Origin of the sequence: Parapedobacter deserti, from assembly GCF_042646065.1 — a bacterium.
Taxonomy (GTDB): Bacteria; Bacteroidota; Bacteroidia; order Sphingobacteriales; family Sphingobacteriaceae; genus Parapedobacter; species Parapedobacter deserti.
Window position 1 is genome coordinate 666,622 of record NZ_JBHRTA010000038.1, and the last position, 14,805, is coordinate 681,426.

Genomic DNA, 14,805 nt, shown 5'->3' on the forward strand with positions numbered 1-14,805 from the left:
ACTTGCAAGGCATGAAAAAAGCGATCCATGTCTTAGAGGATGATGTTGACATCAGCGAGCTCATCACGTTTCTGTTGGTAGAGCAAGGATATGACGTGTCCGTGTTTAGCAATATCGCTTCGCTTGCTCGCCAAAGGGCCGAGCAGTTGCCGGCACTGTTGGTAATCGATGTCATGCTACCGGATGGCAATGGCTTAGATATCTGTGAAACTTGGAAGTCGGATCCGGCCACACGCCACGTACCTATCCTGCTGATGTCCGCCTATGAGGACTACAAACACGACGCACGCGCCAAATGCGCCGAGGGGTTCATCAGCAAACCGTTTGATATTAAAGCGTTTTTAAACGAAGTAAAGCAGCAGATAGATTAAAAGAAAGCCCCGCTTTGCGTGCAGTGTCTATGTGTGGTTGTAAGAGAGAGACGCAAAGGGGGCTAGAAACAAGGTAGTTACAAAGCGGTTCACTGCGCCACGTTGGCTTCCTCCATGGCGATTTCTGTCAATTTCGCGTCCGTATCTTTTTCTTCTTCCAGTGTTTGGTTCAGCAGTTCCGCTGCCTCTTTGTGTTCCATCAAATTGGCATACGTGACTAGGCAACCATAGCTGGCAATTTCATAGTGTTCTACCTTTTGTGCTGCGGAAATAAGCGCAGCATCAAGCACCTCGGCGTCTTCGAAATTTTCCATGATATCTTCAGCCTCCGCCAAAAGAGCTTCCATTGCTTTACATTTTTTTGCCCTTGCTGATAGATCGACTGATGCGAATACCTGTTTCAAGCGTTCGATGTGCTGCTCGGTTTGAACGTAATGTTCTTCAAACGCGGTCCGCAAGCCTTCGCGACTCGCCTTTGAAGCCATTTTCTTAAGTCCTTTCAGCAACAGCTTTTCGGCGCTCAATACGTCTCGTAGTTCGTCGACAAACAACTCGTGTAAATGCGCATTCGGCATGTTCTGTTTGTTTTTGCTTGTATTTGCCATGATTGTTATTTTTTGGTTCCTGTTAGTTCATGCACTTTTTATGCCGGGCTTCCATTAGGACGAAAAATGCCATTATCTGCTTCAGGTGGAAAGATTGAACAGCGACAAGTGTCCTGTTTATTGGCATCATTGTCTGCTTAAGCCAACTGCGCTTCTGTTTTCTGATCAATTCGTCCTTTCTTAACTATCCTCATTATACCAAAACGCTGGTTTCATAGCATTGGCAGTATATTTTGACAAAAACAATTGTTTAACACGCATAATGGAAAAAGAGATTGCTACCCTCGAAGATTACATTCGCTATCTACAAGCCCTGAAGCAGGAACACATGCCCAAAGGTAGGGTAGGTGACTTTTTGTATCGCGGTCAGGCAGGAGATATCCCGCTACTCCCCAAAATCCTGAGGCTGACGCCACGAGACGGTGACCTGTTGCTTGCCGAACGCGAATTGTTGAATGAATTTAAACGTGCCAATCCACTGCTTATCGATCCTTACCAGGTAAAAAATGATTGGGATTTCCTCACCTTAGGACAGCACTACGGGCTTCCAACCCGGTTTCTCGATTGGACCCACAATGCGCTGGCCGCTTTATGGTTTGCTGCGAGCTCTGCCACTGACAGTGTGGTGGCTGACGCGGGCGGTCCGGTCATCGTGTGGGTGTTTATGGCAGACTCCAGTGATTTTCTTGCGGATGAGTGCACCGGCCATCCGTTCGATTTGGAAGAAAGTAAGTTATTTCGACCGCGTATTATTAAACAGCGGATAAATAATCAATCCGGCGTTTTTTCAGTACATTCAACTGCCGCACTCATAAATCGGCAGCAATTCGACGACTTGGGTGACTATCGGTCAAAACTCGTAAAAATAAAAATTCCCAAAGCAGACGCGTGCGGTATTTTGGATGACCTCCATAGCTTAGGCGTAGATGCCTTCAGCATATTTCCCGAGCTGGAAGGGCTGTGCGCTTACCTACAATGGAAGTTCTTTCGGTAGTCAGGGTATCAGTGCCGACAGCCGCTTCGCGTTGTCCGCGGCATAAGCATGCTGGTCGTTGTCGAAGTAAATGAACACATCCAACCCGGCATTGCGCCACGACTGGCAATGTGACGCCCATGTTGTTAGGGTTTCATCTGGATAGGAACCCTGATACTTGTCGCCTGGTCCATGCAAGCGAACGTACGTGAAGCTCGCAGTGGCTTCAACGGGGGAGAGATGGCCGGCCAACTCATAGATGCAGAAGGCGCAATCATGCCGGCGCAGTATGTCATAAACGGTATCGTTGTACCAGCTTGGATCCCGAAATTCAAATACGTAGCGATGACCCGCCGGAAGGGAGCCGGCGAAATCGCTCAGTACCGCTGGATTTGACTTCCACTTGGGTGGCAGCTGAAATAAGATTGGTCCCAATTTCTGTTGTAGAAGGCTCGCTCGCTGGACAAATTCCGCAGTATAATCGGTCACCGAGCTGAGCTTCCTGAAATGGGTAATTCGCCTATGAGCTTTTACCGAAAAAAGGAAAGTATCAGGCGTTGCTTCCCTCCATTGTCGGAACGTGTTTTCGGCGGGCAGTCGATAAAACGAATTATTAAGTTCTACCGTATCGAACTGCTTTGCGTAGAAAGTCAGCTGATCGGCATTCTTCATACCTTCGGGATAGAATACTCCCTTCCAGTGCTGATAATGCCAACCGGATGTACCGATATGTACTCTGCCAGCCACCGTCCGTCGACGAATTACCCTGCATTAGCCGCTATGACTTCGCCGATGCGCTGTACCGTATGCTCGGGCAAATCGCCCCACACTTGTGTCCATTCACCTGAGGTCTCCAGCCGCAGCTGGCTGATCGATGTGCCGTCCAGGTAACAATGGTATATAGGCACGCCGTCGGTGGTTTGTTCAGGCTTGACAGTCAATGACCTGCCCATAAACTGGCCATCGAGATTTACTTCGAAGATTTCGTCCGATTTTTCCATCATGTCGATATCGATTAGTTTAATACACCTTGCTGGAGTGCGATGCGGATTACCGTGCCGATATCTGATGCACCCGTTTTTTGTAGCAAACTTTCCCGGTATTTCAAAATGGTACGCTTATTGGTAAACAATTGGTAGGCGATTTCCTGATTAGAATAGCCTTCCAAAATAAGCTTCAGGATCTGTTCTTCCCTTGGCGAAAATTCTACTGTCTGCCCTTTCTTGCCAAAATCGGTTTCCGCAATGGATTCCAGTACTTTCAAATACAATGCTGTGCAGATGTACGTGTTGCCCGCAAGGATATGCTTGATCGCAAAGACCAGTTCGTCCTTGTTGGCTTCATTTACAATGTATCCGTCTGCTCCCGATTTCATTAGGCTCAAAATGTCTTCATCGTATTCTATTCCCGACAAGACCAGCACCTTAATCTGCGGCACCATTTTTTTTAACGTAGAAAGGTACGTTTGGTCGTCCGTTAGAAAAACATGATCTACAACTAATAGGTTGGTCGCCGGCCTCGCTGAAAGCGCCGGTATAATATCCTCCCGTCTGGAAACAATTTCCGCAAAAGCAAAATCAGGCTCTTGGTCCAAAAGCGCAATGATGCCGTCGCGGGCAAGTGTTTGAGGCGAAGCCCAAATAATTTTTGCTGAGTTTTCCATATGCTTACCCTCTATCTGTTTAATTTATAATCTCGTTTTAGAATCGTAGAAGTATACGTTTCAATGGTTGTAAAAGTTTTTGTTTTTTTAACATACTTTCCCTAAACCGACAAAAAGTATGGTTTTTAGTACATTGGAGAATGCCACACTGGACTTTTTCGACATAAACGAAAATGCGGATTGGACGTACTGCCATTTTCTTAATGGTTATGGTATTGATCTAACTTGCAATATATAAGTGTCTTAGCTGATCCTTCCACACTGCCGGTGCATATTAGCATGGCATTCCGACGCTGTGGTATAGCGCTTGAACCTCGATACTATACGGTTTACTGAACGCTACAACGCTCGCAATGCCATTGTGGCATAGCAAGGTAGCTCGTATAAGTGCTTCTCGCAAATAATTTGATAGATGATGCATACTAACAAAAGGTTACGGATTTTTACATGGCACATCCACGGCAGCTACCTGTTTTACCTATCCCAGGGAAACTACGAGCTGTATATCCCGGTCAATGACGAGCGTACGGAAGGGTACTACGGAAGAGGAGCCACTTTCCCGTTTGGGGATAACGTCCATGAAGTCAGTCTGGCCGACATTCGTAACCTTGAATTTGACGTTATTTTGTTCCAGACGTCCGGTAACTATGAGCGCGATCAATATGAAGTATTGTCAGAATACCAGCGGGCACTCCCCAAGATCTTTCTTCAGCATGATCCACCCTGGGGGCATCCTACAGACACCCGCCACGTGGCTTGCGGAGGTGATGTCACGCTGGTCCACGTCACACATTTCAATAACTTGATGTGGGACAACGGCGATCTTCAGACACACGTTATCGAGCATGGTGTCGTCGATCGGGGCCCTACTTATACCGGCGAGATGGAACGTGGGCTGGTGGTGATTAACAATTTGCCCAAACGCGGGCGCATGCTGGGGTTTGACCTCTTTCTTGAGCTACGTAAACGTATTCCGCTTGACCTCGTGGGAATGGGTGCAGAACCATATGGGTTGCCCGAGGTGTTGCATCCGCAATTGCCCGGGTTCGCTGGTAAGTACCGGTTTTTCTTTAATCCTATCCGGTATACCAGCATGGGGCTGGCTGTTTGTGAGGCCATGACCTATGGGATGCCTATCGTTGGTTTGGCTACCACTGAAATGGTGATGCACGTCAAGAATGGGTACAACGGATTTCTTGGGCTAGAGTTGAACAGGTTGGAAGAGCATATGACTTTTCTGCTGGAAAACAAAGACGACGCCGCGGTCATGGGTGCCAACGCACGCCGGTATGCAACGGACCGATTCAATATACAACGGTTTGTTGGCGAGTGGGAAGCTCTCTTCCGCCAAGTGGCCCAAGGTCAAACGTCGGCAGTGCCGTACGGTAATTAAGCAAACATATCATGAGCAGAACGATCGCATTGATTAGTGAACACGCCTCTCCACTGGCCGTGCTTGGCGGTGTGGACAGCGGAGGGCAAAACATCTACGTTGGAGAGCTTGCGCGGCAGTTAGCGTCGTTAGGCTACTCAGTTGATATATTTACACGCCGAGACGAAGTGAAGCTGCCTGCCGAAGTGCATTGGCTTTCCGGTGTCCGGGTCGTCCACGTAGATGCAGGGCCTGCTGAGCCACTGCCCAAAGAGGAGTTGTTTCAATACATGGACGAATTTGCGGCATCGATGGAGGCATTCGTGCAAAGCCAACCGTATCGGTACATGCTATTTCACGCCAATTTCTGGATGTCTGGCTATGTGGCCATGTTGCTCAAGGAGCGATTGGCCATCCCTTTTGTCGTTACGTTTCATGCCTTGGGCAAAGTCAGGCTGATGCACCAGCGCGAGACCGACAGATTTCCAAGCGAACGCTGTGAAGTGGAAACCCAGATTATGCAGTCGGCAGACGCCATCATTGCCGAATGTCCTCAGGACGAGGCTGACCTGACCGAGCTGTACCGCGCCGATGCCCGAAAAATTACGATGATTCCCTGCGGTTTCAGCCCGCATGAGTTTCATCCAATCGATCAGGCCTATGCCCGGATGCTCCTGGATTTGCCTGCGACGGGCAAAATCATTCTTCAACTGGGAAGAATGGTTCCGCGCAAAGGAATAGATACGGTCATCGAGTCTCTGGCTCTGTTGCAAAAAAACCTGCCGGACGCCCGATTGGTGATCGTCGGCGGCGAGTACGAAAAGGCACACCTCCATGCCGACCAGGAATATAGGCGGTTAAGGAAACTTTCCGAGACACTGGGGATAGCTGATGCAGTATCTTTTGAGGGCCGTAAAAATAGAGAGCAATTGAAGTACTATTACGCAGCAGCCGATGTGTTCGTTTCAACTCCTTGGTATGAACCCTTCGGTATCACGCCGCTGGAGGCAATGGCCTGTGGCACGCCTGTAGTCGGAGCCAACGTGGGCGGGATACAATACAGCGTAGCCAATGGCAAGACCGGTTTTCTGGTGCCCCCGAAAGACCCGGAGGCTCTTGCCCGGAAAACAGGATTGATCCTCAAAAACAACGATTTGCGCAGATCCATGCGGCAAAAATCAATAGCGCGTGTCAACGAGTGTTTCACCTGGAAACGAGTGGCTGAGCAGATGGACGTCGTGTACCGTCGCTTCGGTAGCCAGCAACCCGAAGCTGTCGGCGACAACCGGCAGTTCGTCCGCGACGCATTTTATGAGGCTGCAGATACGTTCCGGTTATCGGCCGAGAGCCTCACCGATGCCATCCTGCACGCAGGTGATACCCTGTCCGCCACCTTCAAAAAGGGAGGCAAGGTCTTGGTCTGTGGCAATGGCGGTAGCGCTGCTGAAAGCCTCCACTTTTCGGCCGAACTGCTGGGACGCTTCGAAATGCCGAAAAGAGAAGGCTTGCCTGTCATTTCGCTGGTTGCGGATACCGCTATGCTGACGGCGTGGTCAAACGATGAGTGTTTCGCCGATGTCTTTGCGCGCCAGGTGGCTGCCTATGGCCGGCCCGGCGATGTGCTCGTGTGCCTGAGCACCAGTGGCAATTCAGCCAATATCCTTAAAGCTATGGATAAGGCAAAACAACTGGGGATGGAGTGCATCACCTTGCTGGGTAAAGACGGCGGCCAAGCGAAAGCCAAAGGATCGATCAATATTGTCATTCCGTCCAGCAATACGCAGCGCATTCAGGAAATGCACCTTCATATCATCCACTTACTTTGCAGCATGGTGGAGCGGGGGCTGACAGACCGACCAGCCGGCCAACGCGCATCGCCATTGCTTCAGAACATCGAAATATCAGCTCGGAAAAACGGCAAAACATCACATAAGCATGCGGCACCATAAGGCAATATTCCTCGATAAGGACGGCACGTTGATCACCAACGTGCCTTACAATGCCGACCCGGCAAAAATCGAGCTGATTGAAGGTGTAGCAGAAGGCTTGCAACGGCTTGGCTCGCTGGGATATTTGTTCTTTGTAGTGACCAACCAAGCAGGCGTCGCCAAAGGTTTTTTCACCGAGGAGGCATTGACCGCAGTGGAAGACCGGCTGCAACACCTGCTCAGCAACAATGGCATAGCACTATCGGGATTTTATTACTGTCCGCACCATCCGGAAGGGTCCGTGCCGGTATACGCCAAGGCGTGCCACTGCCGCAAGCCTATGCCTGGCATGTTGCTTGAGGCTGCCCTGAACAATGATGTCCGCCTCGATCAATCGTGGATGGTAGGCGATATCCTCGACGATGTAGAAGCCGGCAACCGCGCAGGTTGTAAAACGGTGTTGGTTGACTGCGCACAGCATGAAAGGGCGAAAATATCAACGGATCATCAGTGTCCTACCTTCATTGCCGACGACTTTGGAGAGGCTGCAAACTTAATCATAAAATTTACCCGCAATGGAGAAGTATAATTGGCAATTCACAGAACGGTTCAACCAAAAGAGAATACTGGTGGTTGGCGATTTCATGATCGATGAATACATTGAGGGGGATAGTACCAGGCTGTCACCGGAGGCTCCCGTGCCGGTGGTGGATATCCGGTCAGACCGGCGGGTGCTGGGCGGCGCGGCCAATGTCGCAGCTAACCTCAGTGCATTGGGTGCCGAAGTAGTTCTATGTTCGGTCATTGGAGAAGACCGAGATGCCCACCTTGCCTGCTCCCTGGCCGTAGAGGCGGGGTTTTCCCCGGAATACCTCGTGCGGCAACCCGGGCGTGCAACCCTTGTTAAAACACGCGTATCGGCCGATGGCCACCCGTTGGTACGGTTAGATCGCGGAGATGATACCACAATCTCTGCCGACTCCGAACAGCAGCTTATCCGATATCTCCAGCAGCACTTCGATACGTGCGATGGGATTGTGGTGGCCGACTACCACAAGGGTGTAGTAACACTCCCGGTAATCGATAGCCTTTTCCGAATGAAGCAGTCACAACCGAAATTCATTGCCGTAGACTCAAAACGGCTGTCGCTGTTCAGAAAAATCGCTCCTACGTTGGTTAAACCCAACTATGGCGAAGCGATGCGCCTGCTGGGCCAGGAGAAGGGCGCGAAAGACCGGAAAAGGCTGTTGGAAACATGTGGCAAAGCGCTTTATCAGAAAACCAATGCACAGTGGACGGTGCTCACGCTGGATAGAGACGGGTCTCTATGGTTCGAAAAAGGGAAGTTAGTATTCCACATGGGAGCCATCCCGGTGACTACGCCGCATGTATGTGGTGCCGGCGATACTTTTGTCAGCGCCTGCACACTAGCCCTGCTCTCGGGCGCCGATGCCGGGCGCACAGCAACGCTGGCCACAGCCGCGGCTACCGTGGCAATCGAAAAGGAAGCAACCTCATTGTGTGGACGGCTCGAACTGCTGGCCAAGCTGGACAACGATCAGAAGCTCGTCACTTCCTTGACACGGTTGAGGGAAATCGGTATGTTTCATCGGAGCAAAGGTCGTCGCGTAGTGTTTACCAACGGCTGCTTTGATATTCTGCACAGCGGACATGTCAATTATTTGAGGTTAGCCAAAAAGCTTGGCGATGTGCTCGTTGTCGGCGTCAACAACGACGACAGCATCCGACGGTTAAAGGGTAGTGAGCGGCCGATCAATGGTTTGGCCGAGCGGCTATCGGTATTGGCTGGTTTGGGTTGTATAGACCACCTGGTGGTCTTCGGCGATCCCGCAGACGACACGCCGGCGGTACTCATCCGCGCATTATGCCCGGATGTATTTGCCAAGGGTGAGGACTACCGCATTGAGGAACTTCCCGAAAAAGAGCTTGTGGAATCGCTTGGCGGACGCGTCCAGCTGATCCCATTGACGGCCAACCGCTCTACTACCCAACTTATACGTCAAATCTACGAGCATACGCACGTCAACAAAGCCATCATTTAGAGCGCGTATGGAAAGCTGGAGTACCTGCAAAAACTTGTTAGTCATCCGTCCAGACAATATGGGTGATGTATTAATGAGCAGCCCGGCCATTCGGGCGCTAAAGCGGAGTTTTGGTAGTAAAATTACCTTGCTTACATCTACCGCCGGCGCCGAGGCTACGAACCTGTTACCGGAGGTGGATGAAACTTTGGTGGCTGACCTTCCCTGGGTAAAGCACGCGTCAGCGCTCAATCCCGCTTCCTTAGCTGATCTTGCTGCCCGGCTTAAAAAATCAGATTTCGATGGCTGTGTCATTTTCACGGTATATAGCCAAAACTCGCTGCCAACAGCGATGATCGCATGGATGGCCGGAATCCCCCGGCGGTTGGCTTACTGCCGTGAAAACCCTTATCAGTTGCTTACGCATTGGGTGCCGGACAACGAACCATACACACATATCAGGCATCAGGTGGTGCGTGACCTTGACCTGGTCGAAAAAATCGGTGCGTATTCCTTTGATGACCGAATCACCATTGCGCTACCCCCCGAAGCGGACGGCATCGCCAAGGCGAAACTTGCGCGAGCCGGTGTAGAATGGGATTGCCCATTCGTGATCTTTCATGCAGGGGTAAGTGAACCTAAGCGGGCGTTTCCAGCCGAACGTTGGATTGCCTTGGCGCGGCAGCTGATAGCCAGCCGTCCTGTTCAGGTGCTGTTCACCGGCAACACCCGAGAAGCAGCCCTTACGGATCGGTTACAGCAGGCCTGTGGGAAAGGGGCGTTCTCGGTAGCAGGGTTATTAGACGTGACGACGTTTGCCGCGGCCATACGCCGGTCGGCCCTCGTTGTGTCAGTCAACACAGCCACTATTCACTTGGCAGCAGCGCTCGGACGGCCATTGGTTGTACTATACGCACAAACTAATCCGCAGCACACCCCATGGCGGTGCCCCCATATGCTCTTCTCGTACAGTGTGTTGGACGAACGACAGAAGAGCCGGAATGAAGTGGTACGTTATGTAGATCGTGCGCTGTACAACGGGCAGAAGACAGGCCTACCCACCATCGATGAACTTTTAGGCGCAATCGATGTGATGCTCGATGGGCGAGGGGTTGGACAGCCTGTCCATCAGCGTTTTTTCGACTAAAGCCAGATCAGGGGTCATATTCCAATCAATCATTGCCAGCGTCGACTTGTTGAGTGGCCGCCACCTGTTTGGTTCGCCGTCCATGCTGATGATAACGCCGGGAGTACCCAAGGCTGAAGCAAGGTGGGATACGCCTGTGCAGTTGGAAACGATCGCTTTCGACTGCTTAATCAGCGCAGCCATAGCACCCAGTGACGTTGTACCCGCAACGATGATCGGTGTATGATGCATGGCCTGGGCTACTGCGCTTGCCAGGGGCAGCTCTTCGGCTGTACCGGTAATAACCACATCGTAGCCCAGCGCAGCACACCGGTCGGCCATGATGGCAAATGCGTTGGGAGGCCACCGCCGCCACGCCGCCCGACTACCGGGATGGATGCAGACATATTGACCGGGTTGGGTAGGCAGGGCCAGCGCTTCGGCTTCCGCGTAGTCCTGTTCGTTTAGCGGGAACTCCAAATCCAGGCCTTGGTGCGGTACTCCCAAGTGTTGCAACAGCAGCAGGTTGCGGCATACTTCGTGTACATGCGTTGGGTACCTAATGAACAGGCCGTTCTTCGGGTAGTAAACTCCGGGTGTAAAGAATCCAGTAGTGTGATTAGCTCCGAATAATTCCACCAGCGGGTTCACCAACGTTCCGTTTCCCTGCATCTGCAGTGCCAGGTCGAAACGTTCGGTCTGCATACGACCGATGAAGGCAGCCAGTTCATGCACAGAATAGGGTTGCTCAGGGAGACCCGGGTAGCCGGGAAAAATTTCCAGCCGATCGATATACATCGGGAATCGGCGTACAAGCTGTTCGGCCCACGGCAATCCCACCAATGTGATAGACGCCTGTGGCAATCGGTGGCGCAACGCCCGCAACGCAGGGATGGCACATAAGAGATCGCCTAAATGCAAGGCCCTGAAGATCGCTATTTTGTGGATGTCATCAATATGCATAGTGGAAAAATTAAAGTAAGGGAATTCGTTTAAAGTAAGAGCGCGCGATTGAAGTAAGAGCGCGCGCTTAAAATAAAAGCACCCGATTAAAGTAAGAGCACACGGTATTTAAAGGCACCGTAACACTGCCAGTAAATGGAAAGGAAGGGGATAAACAAGGAGGTAAATACCATTTCAGTTACGTGACGCACAGATTTATCTTTATCGCGGAGGCGTTTCCATGCAAAGCCGCCTACACACAGCAGCCACCCCAGGAATGCAACTTCGGTTACCGTGCGGAAACCTAGGAACAGTGTAATGCATAACGCCAAGAACAGGGACACGGTGATATAGTATTGCCAGGCCGGATGCTTCTGGATCTTTTCCCTGTACAGACGGGGATATTTTTTATAAAGCAACGCATTGTACAGTCCTTTCTTTTGCTCCTTTAGGCTAATGCCCCAAGGTGCTTGGCGCACCGGGTGCTTTACGACGGCATTGCTGACGTGGACCACTGGAATGCCGCAAGAAATGAACTTGAATTGCAGGTCGCTATCTTCGCGCCAAGCCATACCGAACCGCTCGTCAAAACCGCCGACTGCCGTCAGGGCATCTTTTGTGCAGCAGCAATTGGCAGTCACGAATTCGGCCGTTTGCAGCTGCGCGGTATTCCACTCGAAGTCGGTTGGTCGTTGCGGGATGGGTACCTGTACATAGCCTGTCATGGCGAAATGTGGCTGCCCGCCGAAGTGGTGCACCAGTGTTTCCAGCCATTCGGGGTGGGGCAGGCAATCGTCATCGGTGAAAGCAATGAGCTGCCCTTCAGCAGCACGCCAACCGGCATTGCGTGCGGCGGCAGGTCCTTTTTTTATGGAGGTTGATATAAAGCGGAATTTCGCATCGGCTCTGCCCGCATGCCACCTGGCTACCGCATCAGCGGTAGCTGCGTCGGGGCCATCGCTGACCACAATAACTTCGAACGCCTTCTCCTCCAGCGTTTGCCCATGCAGCGCCTCCAGGCACTTAACTAAAAGCCGGGGCCGTCTGTAGGTGGGAATGACTACTGATATCCTTGTTTCCATATTGCTTTGAAATCAAAAAGGAACCGATAATCAATACGTCGAACGGTGACGTCCAAAAGCACTCGATGGCGTCCCGGGGATTGCATACAATAGGCCTGCCCACGGTATTGAATGATGTATTAATCAATACCGGTATGCCGGTGATCCGCTCGAAGGCTTTCAACAGGTCATAGTACAACGGATTTTGCGCACGGTTGACCGTCTGGATGCGCGCCGTTCCATCCACATGTTTCACCGCGGGTATCAAGCTTGCCTTGTCCGGCGCTACATCGTTTACAAACAGCATGAACGGCGATTGCCGGGCGTCCGTAAACCAGCGCGGTGCATCTTCTTCGGTTACCACAGGCGCCACTGGACGGAAATCTTCGCGGTCTTTTACCTCATTGAGCCACACCTGCATATCCGGCAGCACGGGTGATGCCAGAATGGAGCGGCTGCCCAATGCGCGGGGTCCGTATTCCATGGCACCCTGAAACCAACCGACAATCCGGTTATCGGCAAGCAATTGCGCGGTCTCTTCTGCGATGTTTTCCAGGCGCGTGTAGGGTACCTTAGCTTTTTCGAGGAACTCGGCAATTTCGTCATCACTATAAGAAGGACCCCAATAGGCGTGGTCCATTGTAAACATTTTTTTGTCAGTGTTCCGGATGCGGCTGTCAACCCAAAGACCTGCGCCCAATGCCGTGCCTGAATCTCCCGCCGCAGGCTGTACCCACACCTCATTGAACGGACCGTCGTCGCGGATCCGTGCATTGAGCACGCAGTTCAGCGCCACTCCCCCCGCCATGACCAGGTTGGGCTGTTTCGTTTCCCTGTGCAGCCAGTGCACGAGCTCAAGCACGGTCTCTTCCAGTACATATTGAAGCGAACGGGCAATGTCAAAGTGGTGGTTCGTAAATGGTTCGTGCCGTAGCCGCGGTGGTCCGAAACGCTCCGCTAACCGTGTATGTTCGATACGATAATCTCCGGGCCCAGCCATAACGACCATTGCTCTGAAATCCTCGACGAAAGTAGGTTTGCCGTATGAAGCTAACGCCATCACTTTATATTCATCCGAAGAATGAAGGAAGCCCAGATAGGTGGTTACTTCCTCATAGAGCAGGCCCAGGGAATGCGGAAGGTTCACCTGCCCAATGCGGGTGATGTTGTGGTTTTGTCCTATGTGATACGACGTTGTGGCCAGTTCGCCGCGGCCATCCAACACCATTATAGCGGCATCGTCAAACGGCGCTGGCAGGTAAGCACTGGCTGCGTGAGAGAGGTGGTGCTCCACGAAGTGCCACTCCCAGTGAGCCGGGTCCGCACCCCTGAAGCGCTTTTGCAGGTGATGTGGGTATCCATCTGCCAATTGTCCAGGTGCGTTGATAATCGACGACAGGAACAGCCCTTGCCAAGGTTGGTCGTTCGCATCCCAATCGGTCAGACGCAGAGGTATGGAAACCGCGCTTTTTCCAGTCTGCCCTTCATTGTCCAAAAGATACGGGTCGAATGAATAGGCCACATGGTCTACGTCGTTGAGATGGATCCCGGCAACCCGAAGACAATAGTCGATGGCATGGAAGGGCAGCTCATAAGTGGAAAATGGAATGGGCCGTTTCCCGTGTTTGATACGAGTAAACCGCTCGTCTTCAGCAGCCGCGAGCAACTCACCATCTTTAATGATACAAGCCGATGAGTCGTGGAAAACGGCATTTATCCCTAGCGTATACATAAAATCTGGGTTTTAACCGTGCCGCTGTGCTTTTTGTGCTTTTCTGACAACAAAAACGGTCACGAACATAATGAAAATGAATTGGACAGCTGCATCGATAAGGTATACACGGCTGATAGTCCCGCTCATCACATATATCAAATCCATGACGAGGAAACTCACCGCCGCCGTATAAGCCAGCACCAATGGCAGGCGCTCCTTACGGACACTGGACACAATGAAGGAAACTCCAATGGAAGTGGCCAGCAGGCCGACCATCTCTACGAGCCAGGTGTCCTGTTTGGGTCCTGTCGCTTCGATAAAACTGGGCATATTAAGCACCGGCCAGAGGCCGGTGATAACGAAATACGCGCCTTGAAACAGAAACACACCGCTCAATACCCCATGTTGTGAAGCATTAGCCATACGATGTGGTTTACCTGTCGTGTTGGTCGTGACCCTGGGTTTTTACAATTTTGTTATAGGTACCCAATAACAGGAACGGAGCTGCCCACTGTCCCACGAACAGCGCCGTGTGTTTATGACCGGCACATTTCAAGGCGAGCGATACAGCCATTGATCCCAAGGCAGCATATAGAAAAAGTTGCGACGGCAACTTTGCGGTTTGTTCTTCAATGGCTTTTGTAGTTTGGCCTTCTTGGCGTTGCGGATTTTCGTGCTGTAGCATAATTAGTTCTCCTTTTATTTAATTATCAATCATATAAACTATGCTGATACCTGCACAGACGATGCCATGATCGGTTTGGTTTTAGCATCCGCCGGTACAAACCCTGCTTTTTACTGGAAAAATTGAATCGTAAGCTGTCGTATGCTATATATAGCATAACATAGTGCGTCCCTAATTAGCTAGACCGTCCGGGTAAACTCGCATATTGCTTAACAAGGTGTTCGTTTTAGCAAACAGCCAAACCACAAAAACAAACAGTCATGTCCTGTATACTTTATGCAGATGCGGACGCTGCTTATTGAACCTGCTGAATAGCATCGTGT

Annotated in this window: 16 protein-coding genes; 7 read left to right on the top strand and 9 right to left on the bottom strand. The window is 51.3% G+C overall.

Annotated elements, in window-relative coordinates; genetic code table 11:
* The first annotated feature begins 11 nt into the window (after nt 1-11).
* Nucleotides 12-371, top strand: a complete 360-nt coding sequence (locus ACFOET_RS15435; protein WP_379024257.1) for a response regulator — start codon at nt 12-14, stop codon at nt 369-371.
* An 89-nt stretch (nt 372-460) separates the two neighbouring features.
* Here ACFOET_RS15435 and ACFOET_RS15440 read toward each other — a convergent pair whose 3' ends face one another.
* Nucleotides 461-976 carry a ferritin-like domain-containing protein gene (locus tag ACFOET_RS15440; RefSeq protein ID WP_379024259.1) on the bottom strand — a complete coding sequence of 172 codons (516 nt, stop codon included), beginning with the start codon at nt 974-976 and terminating at the stop codon, nt 461-463.
* Between the two features lie 262 nt (nt 977-1,238).
* Between ACFOET_RS15440 and ACFOET_RS15445 the strand changes: the two genes are divergently transcribed.
* Nucleotides 1,239-1,970, top strand: coding sequence for an FRG domain-containing protein (locus ACFOET_RS15445; protein ID WP_379024261.1), 732 nt, complete (start codon nt 1,239-1,241; stop codon nt 1,968-1,970).
* Here the strand turns inward: ACFOET_RS15445 and ACFOET_RS15450 are convergent, their stop codons facing one another.
* The 3 genes from ACFOET_RS15450 to ACFOET_RS15460 are packed head-to-tail and all read right to left on the bottom strand — an operon-like array spanning nt 1,971 to nt 3,612.
* Nucleotides 1,971-2,696 (bottom strand): DUF72 domain-containing protein, encoded by a 726-nt coding sequence (locus tag ACFOET_RS15450; RefSeq protein ID WP_379024263.1) that lies wholly within the window; start codon nt 2,694-2,696, stop codon nt 1,971-1,973.
* Nucleotides 2,697-2,710: 14 nt separating this feature from the next.
* Nucleotides 2,711-2,953, bottom strand: coding sequence for a hypothetical protein (locus tag ACFOET_RS15455; protein WP_379024265.1), 243 nt, complete (start codon nt 2,951-2,953; stop codon nt 2,711-2,713).
* Nucleotides 2,954-2,964: 11 nt separating this feature from the next.
* The gene (locus ACFOET_RS15460; RefSeq protein WP_379024267.1) at nt 2,965-3,612 is read right to left on the bottom strand and encodes a LuxR C-terminal-related transcriptional regulator; all 648 of its coding nucleotides are present in this window, start codon (nt 3,610-3,612) and stop codon (nt 2,965-2,967) included.
* 412 nt (nt 3,613-4,024) lie between these two features.
* Between ACFOET_RS15460 and ACFOET_RS15465 the strand changes: the two genes are divergently transcribed.
* Genes ACFOET_RS15465 through ACFOET_RS15485 form a run of 5 tightly spaced genes read left to right on the top strand, consistent with a single transcriptional unit; the run spans nt 4,025 to nt 10,101 of the window.
* Complete coding sequence (locus ACFOET_RS15465; protein ID WP_379024269.1) at nt 4,025-5,005, top strand: glycosyltransferase; 981 nt, start codon at nt 4,025-4,027, stop codon at nt 5,003-5,005.
* 11 nt (nt 5,006-5,016) lie between these two features.
* A complete protein-coding gene (locus ACFOET_RS15470; protein WP_379024271.1) occupies nt 5,017-6,933 on the top strand; it encodes a glycosyltransferase in 1,917 nt (638 codons plus the stop codon).
* On the top strand, nt 6,920-7,501 hold the full coding sequence (locus ACFOET_RS15475; RefSeq protein WP_379024273.1) for a D-glycero-alpha-D-manno-heptose-1,7-bisphosphate 7-phosphatase: 582 nt from the start codon (nt 6,920-6,922) through the stop codon (nt 7,499-7,501). Before ACFOET_RS15470 ends, ACFOET_RS15475 begins: the two co-directional genes overlap by 14 nt.
* Nucleotides 7,488-8,975 (top strand): PfkB family carbohydrate kinase, encoded by a 1,488-nt coding sequence (locus ACFOET_RS15480; RefSeq protein WP_379024275.1) that lies wholly within the window; start codon nt 7,488-7,490, stop codon nt 8,973-8,975. The genes ACFOET_RS15475 and ACFOET_RS15480 overlap by 14 nt, the downstream gene beginning before the upstream one ends.
* A 7-nt stretch (nt 8,976-8,982) precedes the next feature.
* Nucleotides 8,983-10,101 (top strand): glycosyltransferase family 9 protein, encoded by a 1,119-nt coding sequence (locus ACFOET_RS15485; RefSeq protein WP_379024277.1) that lies wholly within the window; start codon nt 8,983-8,985, stop codon nt 10,099-10,101.
* Here the strand turns inward: ACFOET_RS15485 and ACFOET_RS15490 are convergent.
* The 5 genes from ACFOET_RS15490 to ACFOET_RS15510 form a co-directional block, all read right to left on the bottom strand.
* A complete protein-coding gene (locus ACFOET_RS15490) occupies nt 10,030-11,043 on the bottom strand; it encodes a glycosyltransferase family 9 protein (RefSeq protein ID WP_379024279.1) in 1,014 nt (337 codons plus the stop codon). The two genes, ACFOET_RS15485 and ACFOET_RS15490, sit on opposite strands and share 72 nt — an antisense overlap.
* Before the next feature lie 86 nt (nt 11,044-11,129).
* Nucleotides 11,130-12,104 carry a glycosyltransferase family 2 protein gene (locus ACFOET_RS15495; RefSeq protein ID WP_379024281.1) on the bottom strand — a complete coding sequence of 325 codons (975 nt, stop codon included), beginning with the start codon at nt 12,102-12,104 and terminating at the stop codon, nt 11,130-11,132.
* Nucleotides 12,046-13,815 carry a carbamoyltransferase family protein gene (locus tag ACFOET_RS15500; RefSeq protein ID WP_379024283.1) on the bottom strand — a complete coding sequence of 590 codons (1,770 nt, stop codon included), beginning with the start codon at nt 13,813-13,815 and terminating at the stop codon, nt 12,046-12,048. The genes ACFOET_RS15495 and ACFOET_RS15500 overlap by 59 nt, the downstream gene beginning before the upstream one ends.
* 12 nt (nt 13,816-13,827) lie before the next feature.
* Nucleotides 13,828-14,220 carry a hypothetical protein gene (locus tag ACFOET_RS15505; protein ID WP_379024285.1) on the bottom strand — a complete coding sequence of 131 codons (393 nt, stop codon included), beginning with the start codon at nt 14,218-14,220 and terminating at the stop codon, nt 13,828-13,830.
* Between the two features lie 10 nt (nt 14,221-14,230).
* Nucleotides 14,231-14,482: a hypothetical protein gene (locus ACFOET_RS15510; protein WP_379024287.1), complete on the bottom strand. Its 252-nt coding sequence runs from the start codon at nt 14,480-14,482 to the stop codon at nt 14,231-14,233.
* Nucleotides 14,483-14,805 lie beyond the last annotated feature (323 nt).